This is a genomic window from Pseudonocardia sp., assembly GCF_025965585.1.
In the GTDB taxonomy this organism is placed as follows: Bacteria; Actinomycetota; Actinomycetes; order Mycobacteriales; family Pseudonocardiaceae; genus Pseudonocardia.
The window spans coordinates 1-11,982 of record NZ_JAOPWR010000288.1 but is presented as its reverse complement, the minus strand read 5'-3'; the positions used below and the strand labels follow the sequence as shown (position 1 = coordinate 11,982).

The window sequence follows — 11,982 nt, the reverse complement described above, 5'->3', positions numbered from 1 at the left end:
GCGCCGTAGCGCTCCGGCGTCCACCCGCGCTCGTGCACGAGGAGCACGTAGTACTCGGCGGAGTTCGTGCTCCAGACGATGTCGGCCACCTCGGCGTCGGTGAGGTCGTCGCGGAGCGACCCGGTGGCGCGCAGGTCGGCGGCGAACAGCCGCATGTTGGCCGCGCGCCGCCCGGTGATCTCGGTGCGGAGCTCCGCGCAGGCCGCGTCCTTCACGGCCGCGTCGCGGAGCGCCAGGAAGATCGGGGCGGTGCGCGGGCCCATCGCCGCGAGCGCCGTGGCGTAGATCCCGATCTTCGCCTCGGCGGTCGGGGCCTCCCGGACGGCGCGCACATAGTCGCGCTGCTCGGCGGGCACGGCGTCGTCGGTGCCCGAGATCGCGGTCTCCACCAGCTCGCGCAGCAGCGCGGGCTTGCGCCCCGCCGCGGCGTAGAGCGTGTCCACGGCGACGCCGGCGCGCTCGGCGATCTGCGCCACCGTGGTGGCCGCGTAGCCGCGGGTGGTGAACAGCTCGCGCGCGGCCTGCAGTACGGCCCGGCGGGTGCTCGCGGCCTGTTCCGCGCGCCGCGGGGCGTGGTAGGCCCGCGGGACCTTGACGTCGTCGGTCATCGCGGTGAAGCTTACCATTATTCGTCCGAACCTCATTCGGACCGAGTTCGAGGAGCCCGTGATGGTCTACGCGTACACCCAGGACGTCCCGATCGGCGAGGAGCTCTACCGCCGCATCCTCGACGAGCTCGGCCCGGAGCCGCTGGAGGGCTCGCTGCTGCACCTGTGCGTCCGCACCCCCGAGGGCGGGTTGCGCTACATCGAGGTGTGGGAGTCGGAGGAGCTGTGCGCGAAGGCCTTCGACGAGCGGGTGCACCCCGCCGTCGACCGCGCGTTCGGCGGCTCCCGCCCTCCGGGTGAGCCGACGGTGATGCACCTCGAGGTCGTGGAGGCCAGGGGGTCGGTGCTGGCGTAGACCACCCGGTCTGCACGGCCGGCGGCGAGCAGGCAGCATCGGCGGTGTGCGCGTCACTCCCGTCACCCCGGACGTCCTCGTCTCCGAGGTCCTGAAGCTCGTCGACGACCGTCCCGGGCGCGTGCGCGTGATGCTGGACGGCCCTTCACCGACGCGACCAGGCGATCTGGCGCATCGCGTGGCCGCCGAGCTGCGGTCAAGGGGCCGAGCGGCCGTCGTCGTGGACACCGGCGACTACCTGCGTCCGGCGTCGGTCCGGCTGGAGTACGGGCGCGAGGACCCCGACGAGTTCCTCGACGGCTGGCTCGACGCCGGCGGGCTGCGGCGCGAGGTGCTCGACCCCGCGGGGCCGGACGGATCGGGGCGTGTGCTGCCCCGGCTCTGGGACGCCGCCACCGACCGGGCCTTCCGTGACGGCTACACCCACCTCCCCGGCGACGGGGTGGTGCTGCTGCACGGAACCGTGCTACTCGGACGCGGTCTGCCCGCGGAACTGGCCGTGCACCTGCACATGAGTGCCGCAGCTCTGGCCAGAAGGCTGCCCGAGGATGCACAGTGGACGCTACCTGCCCACGCCCGCTACGAGAGCGAGCGTGATCCGGCGGGGAACGCAGATCTGCTGGTGCTGTCCGACCACCCGGACCGGCCGGCCATCCAGAAAGGATGACAGTCAACGGGGATAGGAGGAGATTGTGGGCGAGGAGGGAGTTGAACCCTCACGTCCTTTCGGACACACGGACCTGAACCGTGCGCGTCTGCCATTCCGCCACTCGCCCTGGCAAGAGGAAAGCTAGCACGCCCCTCGAACGCCGCGCCGCAGGCCCCCGCCCGGGGGACGTCGGGCCGCGAACTAGCACAGATACGATTCACCCTGTCAGCAACACGCCGATGCGAACGGAGGAAGATCGGTTGGGCCGCGTCGACAGGTTCGAGCGCCGTCTCCAGGGGATGGTGGGCGACGCCTTCGCGCGGGTTTTCGGTGGCAGTGTCGTTCCCCAGGAAGTCGTACAGGCACTGGTCAGGGAAGCCGAGGACCACATCGAGCAGCTCGCGGGAGGGCGCCTACTGGCACCCAACCGCTTCACGGTGCTGCTGAGCCCCACCGATCTCGGACGCATGGCCGGTGACAGAGCACAGATCGTCGACTCGCTGTCCGGCTCTGTCACCGAACAACTCGCCGACCAGGGATGGGACACCTACGGCGAGGTCGTAGTCTTTCTGGAGCGCTCCGACGCGCTGCACACGGGACAGTTCCGCACCCGCTCGTCCGTGGATCCCGACGCTTCCCGCCGGGACGCCATCCGAGCACGCGACGCAGGAGAAGCACCCATGAGCCAGCAACCGGGCCACCCCGAGGAGAACGGGCAGTACGGCTACGACCGTGGTGCCCCCGGATACGGGCAGCAGACGTACGCCCCGCCCGCCTACGACCAGCGTCAGGGGGGTTACGACCAGGCCGCCGAGCAGCAGCCCCCGCAGGGCGGTCACCCGCAGCAGGGCGGTTACCCCCAGCAGGGGCAGCCCGGCTACGAGCAGGGCTACGGCCAGCCCCAGCAGGGTGGCGGCTACCCCCAGCAGGGGTACGAGCAGGGCTACGGCCAGCCACAGCAGGGCGGCTACCCCCAGCAGGGGTACGAGCAGGGCTACGGCCAGCCCCAGCAGGGCGGCTACCCCCAGCAGGGCGGCTACCAGCAGCCCTACGAGCAGGGCTACGACGCCGGCTACGACCAGCAGGGCTACCAGCAGGGCGGCGGCTACGGCGGCTACCAGCAGGGCGTCAGCGCGTCGCTGAGCCTCGACGACGGCTCCGGCCGGACGTACGACCTCACCCAGGGCAGCCACGTCATCGGCCGCGGCCAGGACTCGGCGTTCCGGCTGCCCGACACCGGTGTGTCGCGCCGCCACCTGGAGATCAACTGGGATGGTCAGACGGCCACCCTGTCGGATCTGGGTTCCACCAACGGCACCACCGTCAACGGCAACCCGGTGCAGACCTGGCAGCTCAACGACGGTGACGTCATCCGGGCCGGGCACTCCAGCCTGGTCTTCCGCACCCAGTAACTCCGACGTCGTCGACGGATAAGAGGTTCGCCGGTAGTGCCGGAGTTGGTGCTGCAGCTGACCAGGGCGGGCTTCCTCGCCCTGCTCTGGCTCTTCGTGCTGGTCGCGCTGCGGGTGGTCCGCTCGGACCTCTATGCGGCGTCGGGGCTGAGGACGATCGTGTCGGGAGGCCGGGGCGCGCCGCGACGGGGTGGAGGCCGGACGGCGCGCCAACTGCTGGTGACGGCGGGCGCGCTGGCCGGCACCCGCGTCACCCTCGACGCGCGTCCGATCCTCATCGGCCGGGCGGACGACTCCACTCTCGTGCTCGACGACGACTACGCCTCCACCCGGCACGCGCGCATCGCACTGCAGGGCGAGGAGTGGTACGTGGAGGATCTCGGGTCGACAAACGGCACGTATCTCGATCGGGCTAAGGTCACCGGACCCACCAGGGTTCCCCTGGGGGTGCCTGTCCGCATCGGCAAGACGGTGATCGAGCTCCGGTCATGAGACTTCCGCAGCACACCGCGGGGACCCAGGGGCCCGTCCGTGGTCCGGCCGACCGATCTGCCCCCGACCAAAATCGCGGAGTCGCTCGATGACGTTGGTCCTGCGCTACTCCGCCCGTAGCGACCGCGGGCTGGTCCGGCAGAACAACCAGGACGCGGTGTACGCCGGGCCCCGGTTGCTCGCGCTGGCCGACGGCATGGGCGGGCACGCGGCCGGCGAGGTGGCGTCGTCACTGGTGATCTCCGCGCTGGCCCCGCTCGACGAGGACGACCCCGGCGACGACCTGCTCGCCGAGCTCCGCGAGGCCACCGTCGAGGGCAACGCGGCCATCACCCGGCACGTCGCGGACGCCCCCGATCTGGAGGGCATGGGCACCACGCTCACCGCCATCCTTTTCGCCGGCTCGCGCCTGGGAATGGTGCACATCGGCGACTCCCGCGCCTATCAGCTGCGCGACGGCCAGTTCAGCCAGATCACCAAGGACGACACGTTCGTCCAGTCGCTGATCGACGAGGGCCGCATCACCGAGGACGAGGCGCACACGCACCCACAGCGCTCCCTGCTGCTGCGCGCCATCACCGGCCAGGACATCGATCCCTCGCTGACCATCCGCGAGGCCCGGCCCGGCGACCGCTACCTGCTCTGCTCCGACGGCCTGTCCGGCGTGGTCAGCGACGAGACGCTCGCCGACACCCTGTCCGGCTACCGCGACCCCCGCGAGTGCGCCGACCGCATGATCGAGCTGGCGCTGCGCGGCGGCGGGCCCGACAACATCACCTGCATCGTCGCGGACGTCGTCGACATCGACTTCGGCGAGGACGCCCCGATCATGGGCGGCTCGATGGGCGACGGCAGCGAGGACGGCCCGCGGCCGGACTCCGCAGCCGCCCGCGCGTCGGCCACCACCATGACGCGCACGGCACCGTCGCGCGTCTCCCCCGTCACCGACGCGCCGGTGAGGCGCCGTTCGCCCGTGCGCATCGCCGTCGCCGTGGTGGCGGTACTGGCGGTGCTCGTCGCCGCCGGGGTGCTCGCACGCATGTGGGTGCTGCAGCAGTACTACGTGGGCGCCGACGGCCAGCAGGTCACGATCTTCCAGGGCGTGCGCGGCCAGGTGCTCGGCGTGCCCCTGCAGCGGGCCGCTCAGCAGACCGACATCGGGCTGGACGACCTGCCCGAGGCCGAGCGCAGCGCGGTACAGGACGGGATCGTCTCCGTCGACGGGCTGACCGGGGCCACCGGCCTCGTCGACAAGCTCCGTGGGCGCATGCTCGCACCCTGCCCCGTCGTCCAGGCCACACCGACACCGACACCGACACCGGCACCGGCACCGGCACCGAAGCCCGCCGTTCCGCCCGCCGCCGGGCGGCCGGTCGCATCGGTGGTGCCCACCGTCGCGTCCACGCCGCTCGCCACGCCCGCACCGCAGCCGGGATTGAACTGCCGGTCGGTGGGCTGATGGCAGCTCCCACCCACGGGCAGGTGACGGCGGCCGCGCCGGCGCCGCTGCCGACCGGGCGCGGCATCGAACTGCTGCTGCTGGCGTTCTCGGCGGTGCTGGTCACGGGCGCGCTCGTGCTGGTGGAGGCCAACCAGGAGCAGGAGCTCACGAGCTCGCTCCTGTGGGTGGGGCTGGCCTACCTGGCGCTGTTCACGGTGGCGCACGCCGCGGTGCGCCGGTTCGCGCCCTACGCCGACCCGTTGATCCTGCCGTGCGTGGCGCTGCTCAACGGCCTCGGCCTGGTGATGATCCACCGGCTCGACCTGGCCTACGCCGCGAAGGCCGTCGCCTCGGGCGACGTCGTGCCCACCGAGGCCATCCCGCGCCAGGTCGCGTGGACCACCGTCGGGATCGTGCTGTTCATCGCGGTGCTGTGGCTGGTGCGCGACCACCGCACGCTGGCCCGCTACGGCTACACCGCGGGTTTCGTCGGGCTCATCCTGCTGGCGCTGCCGGGCCTGCTGCCGTCGTCTATCACCGAGGTCAACGGCGCGAAGATCTGGCTGCGGCTGGGCGTCTTCTCCATCCAGCCCGGCGAGTTCGCCAAGATCCTGCTGATCGTCTTCTTCGCCGCGTTCCTCGTGCAGAAGCGCGAGCTGTTCACCACGGCCGGCCGCCGCGTCCTCGGCATGGAGTTCCCCCGCCCCCGCGACCTCGCGCCGCTGCTGCTGGCGTGGGGCCTCTCGGTCGGCGTGCTCGTGCTGGAGAGCGACCTGGGCACGTCCCTGCTGTTCTTCGGCATCGTCCTGGTGCTGCTGTACGCGGCCACCGAGCGGGTGTCGTGGCTGATCATCGGTCTGACGTTCTTCGTGGCCGGTGCGCTGGCGGCGTACCAGCTGTTCGGACACGTCCGCGTGCGCGTGCAGGTCTGGCTCGACCCCTTCGCCGACCCGAGCGGCGCCGGATACCAGATCGTGCAGGCCCTCTTCGGCCTCGGCACTGGCGGCGTCGGCGGCACCGGGCTCGGCGCGGGCCGTCCCGACATCGTCCCGTTCGCCAACAGCGACTTCATGCTGTCGTCGCTGGGCGAGGAGCTGGGGCTGATCGGGCTCGCCGCGATCCTCGTCGTCTACCTCGTGCTCATCACCCGCGGGCTGCGCAGCGCACTGGCGGTGCGCGACAGCTTCGGCAAGCTGCTGGCCACCGGCCTCGCGTTCGCGCTCGCCCTGCAGGTGTTCATCGTCGTCGGCGGCGTGTCCAAGCTGATCCCGCTCACCGGCATGACGCTCCCGTTCCTGTCCTACGGCGGCTCGTCGCTCGTCGGCAACTACGCCCTCGTCGCCGTCTTGCTGCGGGTGTCCAACGCCGCGCGCGCCCCGCTCCCCCGCCGTCCCGCCACGCCCGCGGTACCCCTCGCCGAGGCCGGTACGGAGCTGGTGGAGCGGCCGACGTGAACACACCGGTCCGACGCGTCGCCGTCGCGGTGATGGCCATGATCGTGCTTCTCATGGTCAACCTGACCTACGTGCAGGTCGTCAAGGCCGACGACTACCGCAACAACCCGGGCAACCAGCGCGTGCTGCTCGCGGAGTACTCCCGCCAGCGGGGCCAGATCAGCGCCGAGGGCCAGGTGCTCGCCAGCAGCACCCCCACCGACGACCGGCTGCAGTTCCAGCGCCAGTACCCCGACGGCCCGGTCTACGCGCCGATCACCGGCTACTACTCGGTGATCTACAGCTCCAGCGGCATCGAGCGCGCGTCGGACTCCGTGCTCAACGGCAGCGACGACCGGCTCTTCGGCCGCAGGCTCTCCGACCTCATCACCGGGCGCGACCCCAGCGGCGGCAACGTCGTGCTGACGATCGAGCCCAACGTCCAGCAGGTGGCCTACGACCAGCTGACGAAGAAGAACTACTCCGGCGCCGTGGTGGCCATCCGCCCCACCACCGGGGAGATCCTCGCGATGGCGTCCACACCGTCGTTCGACCCGAACCCCCTCGCCGGCCACAGCTCCGACGAGCAGAAGGCGGCCTGGCAGAAGTTCACCACCGCCGATCCGCCGGTGCTGACCAACCGCGCGGTCCAGGAGACCTACCCCCCGGGGTCGACGTTCAAGCTGATCGACCTCGCCGCCGCGCTGAGCAGCGGGCGCTACACCCCCGACACGCAGCTCACGGCGGCGCCGAACATCCGGCTGACCGGCACGAACACCACACTCGAGAACTACAACGGCAACGCGTGCGGCACCTCGGCCACGGCCAGCCTGCGCGAGGCCCTGCAGCGCTCGTGCAACACCGCGTTCGCGCAGCTCGCCGGTGATCTCGGCGAGCAGGCCATCCGCAACCAGGCCACCGCGTTCGGCATCGGCGCCCAGGGCCAGACCATCCCGATGACCGTGGCGCCCTCCACCATCGGCGACATCCCCGACGTCGCGGCGCTGCAGCAGTCGTCCATCGGCCAGCGCGACGTCGCCCTCACGCCGCTGCAGAACGCCTCCATCGTCGCCACCATCGCCAACGGCGGCCAGATGATGGCGCCGTACCTGGTCAAGGAGATCCAGAGCCAGACGCTGGACACGGTCGACACCACCCAGCCCGACCGGCTCGGCCAGGCCGTGAGCTCGTCGGTCGCGAAGACGATGACCGACCTCATGGTCAACAACGAGAACTCCTATGGCGGCGCCGGCAAGATCACCGGGATCCAGATCGCGGCCAAGACCGGCACCGCCGAGCACGGCAGCGACCCGAAGAACACCCCGCCCCACGTCTGGTACGTCGCGTTCGCCCCCGCGGAGAACCCGCAGGTCGCCGTGGCGGTGCTGGTGGAGTCGGGCGGGGACCGCAACAACCTCGCGGCGACCGGTGGCGTCGTGGCCGCTCCCATCGGCCGCGCGGTGATCGCCGCCGCACTGGGCAAGGCACCCCGATGACGATCCTCGCCGCCGGCCAGCGCATCGCCGACCGTTACCAGCTCGACCGCCGCATCGCCGTCGGCGGGATGGGCGAGGTCTGGGAGGCCTCCGACACCCGGCTGGGCCGCAGCGTCGCGGTCAAGGTGCTGCGCCCGGAGCTGTCCGACGACGAGGAGTTCCTGCACCGGTTCCGCATCGAGGCGCGCACCGTCGCGTCGCTAGACCACGCCGGCATCGCCCACGTGCACGACTACGGCGAGGACGAGGGCCCCACCGGGCGCCGCACCGCGTGGCTCGTCATGGAGCTGGTGCGCGGCGAGCCGCTCTCCACACTCATCGCACGCGGCCCGCTCGACGCCGACGAGACGCTGCGCATCGTCGAGGAGGCCGCGTGGGCGCTCCAGGCCGCCCACGAGCGCGGCTTCGTCCACCGCGACGTCAAGCCCGGCAACATCCTCGTCCGCACCGACGGGCTGGTGAAGCTCACCGACTTCGGCATCGCCAAGGCCGCCGACGCCGTGCCCGTCACGCGGTCCGGGATGGTGATGGGCACCGCGCACTACATCGCGCCGGAGCAGGCCAGCGGCGCGGAGGCGGGCCCGTCGGGCGACGTCTACTCGCTCGGGATCGTCGGCTACGAGTGCCTCGCCGGGCACCGTCCGTTCCGGGCGGAGAGCGCCGTGGCCGTCGCGATGATGCAGGTGCGCGACGAGCCGCCACCCCTGCCCGACACGGTGCCGCCGCGCGCCCGCGAGCTGATCGAGGCGGTGCTGGTCAAGGACCCCCTGCTGCGCTACGCCGACGGGGGCGAGTTCGCCGCCGCCGTCGCCGCCGTCCGGCGGGGCGAGGCGCTGCCCGCCCCGGGGTCGGTCGAGGGCCCGTTCACCCCGACGCGTGCACGTCTGGCGGTGGGCATCGCCACTCCGCCGCCCACGCCGGTCGTCGAGGCCGACCGGCGGGGCGAGCGGCGGGCACCCGAACCCGTTCGGCCGGGCCGCCGGGAACGGCGCCTGGCGCCGACCCCCACGCCCGCGGAGTCGCTCAGTCTCAAGCCCACGGCCGGCATCGGGCGCACTGCGCTCCTCGTCCTGTTCGTGCTGCTCACGGTGGCCGCGGTGGTGGTGGGGGTTTTCGTCGTCCGCAGCCTGGGGGGTGACCGGGGCACCGCGAGCACCTCTGGCCAGGGGCTGGCGACGGGTACGGTGACGAGCTGGGAGGGCCTCCTGGCCGGACCGGCGGTGGCGGGCGGTCCGCTCGTCCCGTTGATCGATACCGGGGGTGTCCGGTGAACCCGCGCACGGGGCGTTCCGGCGCTCGGGTGGCCGATCCGACACCCCGGCGGGCTGACGCGCCCGGCATGATGACCGAATCACTCGACCCCTCCAGGAACCGGCAGCGATGACCACCCCCCGACTGTTGTCCGAGCGCTATGAGCTGGGCGAGGTGCTCGGCTACGGCGGCATGTCCGAGGTTCACCGCGGGCTCGACACGCGGCTGGGCCGCGACGTCGCCGTGAAGGTGCTGCGCGCCGACCTGGCCCGCGACCCGCAGTTCCAGATGCGGTTCCGCCGGGAGGCCCAGAACGCCGCCGCGCTGAACCACCCGGCCATCGTCGCCGTGTACGACACCGGCGAGGTCGTGAGCGAGTCGGGCCCGCTGCCCTACATCGTCATGGAGTACGTCGACGGCCAGACGCTCCGCGAGATCGTCAAGTCCACCGGCCCGATGACGCAGCAGAAGGTCATCGAGGTGATGGCCGACGTCTGCGCCGCGCTGGACTTCAGCCACCGCCACCAGATCATCCACCGCGACGTGAAGCCCGCCAACATCATGATCAACCGCGCTGGCGCGGTGAAGGTCATGGACTTCGGCATCGCGCGCGCCCTGGGCGAGGGCCAGAACGTCACGCAGACCGCCGCCGTCATCGGCACGGCGCAGTACCTCTCCCCGGAGCAGGCGCGCGGCGAGGCCGTCGACGCCCGCAGCGACGTCTACGCCGCCGGGTGCGTGATCTACGAGCTCCTCGCGGGCGAGCCGCCGTTCACCGGTGACACCCCCGTCGCGGTGGCCTACCAGCACGTCCGCGAGGACCCGAAGCCGCCGTCGCAGGTCAATCCGAGCATCCCGCCCGCGCTCGACGCCGTGGTCCTCAAGGCGCTCAGCAAGAACCCGGCCAACCGCTACCAGTCCGCGGCCGAGATGCGCACCGACCTCGTGCGCGTCCGCAGCGGCCAGGCCCCCCTCGCGCCGCCGGTGATGAGCGAGGACGAGCGCACCGCGATGATGGCGCCGCCGCCCACCACGGGCCCGACGCGCCGCATCAACGGCCGCCACGGCACACCGCCGCCCACCGCCGGGGGCTACGAGGACTACTACGACGAGGAGCCGCCACGGCGCACCGCGCGCACCATCGGCATCGTCGCAGCCGTCGTCGTGGCGCTGGCGCTCGTCGGGTTCGTGGCGTTCCAGGTGTTCAGCGGGCCCGCGGCGCCGAAGCAGGTGGCGGTGCCCGCCGTCGCCGGGCTGGCGCAGCAGGACGCCCAGAACCAGATCATCTCGGCCGGTCTGACGGTCGGGAAGATCACCCAGGCCGACTCGACGCTCGACCAGAAGGGGAAGGTGCAGTCCACCGACCCCGCCGGCGGCACCCAGATCGCCGAGCGCACGCCGGTCGACATCGTGGTCGGCAACGGCCCGCCGTCCACCCCGGTGCCGGCTCTCACCGGCAAGACCACCGACGAGGCGAAGCAGATCCTCGCGCAGTACGGCCTCACGCTGGGCGCCTCGAGCCAGGGCGAGACCGACGACCCGACGCTCGTCGGCAAGATCATCGACTCCACGCCCAAGGCCGGCGAGAACGCCGCGGGCGGCAGCGCCGTGGCCGTCACCATCGGCACCGCGCCGGTCAACGTGGCCGTCCCCGACGTCACCGGCCAGGACCAGAACACGGCCACCCAGACGCTGCAGAACGTCGGGTTCAAGGTCACCACCGCGCAGGTGAACGGCACGGGCGCCGCCGGATCCGTGGTCGGCACCAACCCGGCCGCGGGCACACAGGCCAAGAAGGGCTCCACGGTCACCCTGCAGCTGTCCAACGGCACCCAGACCGGCACGGTGCCCAACGTCCAGGGGATGAGCCAGAGCGACGCCCTGAAGGCCCTGCGTGCGGCCGGCTACACCAACGTCGACACGCAGACCCAGGACGTCGGCAACCGGACGGACTTCGACGGCAAGGCGGTCGGCACGAGCCCGGGCGCCGGCTCCACCGCCGACCCGAACCAGCAGATCACGCTGTACATCGGCCGGGCCACCGGCGGCACCGGCGGCGGCAACGGCGGCGGCAACGGCAACGGCAACGGCGGGTTCCCCTTCAACAACTGACGCGACGACTCCGCCCGGACTACAGGACACTGGTGCCATGCGCGTCCTCGTGATCGACAACTACGACAGCTTCGTCTACAACCTGGTGCAGTACCTCGCCCAGCTCGGCGCGGAGACGGTGGTGCGGCGCAACGACGAGGTCGACCTCGACGAGCTGGACGAGGTGCACGGTGTGCTCGTCAGCCCCGGCCCGGGCACCCCGGAGCGGGCGGGATCGAGCATCGACGTGATCCGCCGCGCCGCCGCCCGCGAGATACCCCTGCTCGGCGTCTGCCTCGGCCACCAGGCCATCGGGGCGGCCTGGGGCGGTGTCGTCGAGCGCGCGCCGGAACTGCTGCACGGCAAGACGTCGCTCGTCCATCACGACGGCGCCGGGGTCCTGGCGGGCCTGCCCGACCCGTTCGTCGCCACGCGGTACCACTCGCTGTCGATCCGGCCCGACTCCGTGCCAGCGGAGCTGGAGGTCACCGGCCGCACCGAGGGCGGCGTGATCATGGCGCTGCGGCATCGCGAGCTGCCGATCCACGGGGTGCAGTTCCACCCCGAGTCGGTGCTCACCGAGGGCGGCCACCGGATGCTGGCCACCTGGATGGCGATCGCGGGCCACCCGGCCCCCGAGGCCGACGTCGTCGCGCTCACGGCCGAGATGGCCGAGCTGAGCGCCCGCGCCTGACCGCCGCCCGGCGGCATGATCACCGCGCACCGCTTCCGCACCGGACCCACCGCTGCCTCG

At 72.1% G+C, this 11,982-nt stretch carries 11 protein-coding genes and 1 tRNA gene; 10 read left to right on the top strand and 2 right to left on the bottom strand.

All coding sequences use genetic code 11. The annotated features are described in order from the left end of the window. On the bottom strand, positions 1-608 hold a 608-nt coding region (locus JWR81_RS18080; protein ID WP_297653753.1), incomplete at its 3' end, for a TetR/AcrR family transcriptional regulator. Between the two features lie 61 nt (positions 609-669). Here JWR81_RS18080 and JWR81_RS18075 point away from each other — a divergent pair. Together JWR81_RS18075 and JWR81_RS18070 are read left to right on the top strand one after the other, a co-directional pair. Continuing rightward, a complete protein-coding gene (locus tag JWR81_RS18075) occupies positions 670-963 on the top strand; it encodes a hypothetical protein (RefSeq protein WP_297653750.1) in 294 nt (97 codons plus the stop codon). Positions 964-1,009: 46 nt separating this feature from the next. After that, positions 1,010-1,630 (top strand): uridine kinase, encoded by a 621-nt coding sequence (locus JWR81_RS18070; protein WP_297653747.1) that lies wholly within the window; start codon positions 1,010-1,012, stop codon positions 1,628-1,630. A gap of 26 nt (positions 1,631-1,656) precedes the next feature. Here JWR81_RS18070 and JWR81_RS18065 read toward each other — a convergent pair. Beyond that, positions 1,657-1,739 (bottom strand) — tRNA-Leu (locus tag JWR81_RS18065). Between the two features lie 133 nt (positions 1,740-1,872). Here JWR81_RS18065 and JWR81_RS18060 point away from each other — a divergent pair. From JWR81_RS18060 to JWR81_RS18025, 8 genes are all read left to right on the top strand, one after another. After that, complete coding sequence (locus JWR81_RS18060) at positions 1,873-3,024, top strand: DUF3662 and FHA domain-containing protein (RefSeq protein ID WP_297653743.1); 1,152 nt, start codon at positions 1,873-1,875, stop codon at positions 3,022-3,024. Positions 3,025-3,060: 36 nt separating this feature from the next. Then, positions 3,061-3,516 (top strand): FHA domain-containing protein, encoded by a 456-nt coding sequence (locus tag JWR81_RS18055; protein ID WP_297653740.1) that lies wholly within the window; start codon positions 3,061-3,063, stop codon positions 3,514-3,516. 88 nt (positions 3,517-3,604) lie between these two features. Then, on the top strand, positions 3,605-4,975 hold the full coding sequence (locus tag JWR81_RS18050) for a PP2C family serine/threonine-protein phosphatase (RefSeq protein ID WP_297653738.1): 1,371 nt from the start codon (positions 3,605-3,607) through the stop codon (positions 4,973-4,975). Next, a complete protein-coding gene (locus tag JWR81_RS18045) occupies positions 4,975-6,411 on the top strand; it encodes an FtsW/RodA/SpoVE family cell cycle protein (protein ID WP_297653735.1) in 1,437 nt (478 codons plus the stop codon). Before JWR81_RS18050 ends, JWR81_RS18045 begins: the two co-directional genes overlap by 1 nt. Continuing rightward, on the top strand, positions 6,408-7,886 hold the full coding sequence (locus JWR81_RS18040; RefSeq protein ID WP_297653732.1) for a penicillin-binding protein 2: 1,479 nt from the start codon (positions 6,408-6,410) through the stop codon (positions 7,884-7,886). The genes JWR81_RS18045 and JWR81_RS18040 overlap by 4 nt, the downstream gene beginning before the upstream one ends. Positions 7,887-7,888: 2 nt before the next feature. Continuing rightward, positions 7,889-9,157 (top strand): serine/threonine-protein kinase, encoded by a 1,269-nt coding sequence (locus tag JWR81_RS18035; RefSeq protein ID WP_297653756.1) that lies wholly within the window; start codon positions 7,889-7,891, stop codon positions 9,155-9,157. Between the two features lie 109 nt (positions 9,158-9,266). Continuing rightward, positions 9,267-11,249 carry a Stk1 family PASTA domain-containing Ser/Thr kinase gene (pknB, locus tag JWR81_RS18030; protein ID WP_297653729.1) on the top strand — a complete coding sequence of 661 codons (1,983 nt, stop codon included), beginning with the start codon at positions 9,267-9,269 and terminating at the stop codon, positions 11,247-11,249. A 37-nt stretch (positions 11,250-11,286) separates the two neighbouring features. Then, a complete protein-coding gene (locus JWR81_RS18025; protein WP_297653726.1) occupies positions 11,287-11,922 on the top strand; it encodes an aminodeoxychorismate/anthranilate synthase component II in 636 nt (211 codons plus the stop codon). Positions 11,923-11,982 lie beyond the last annotated feature (60 nt).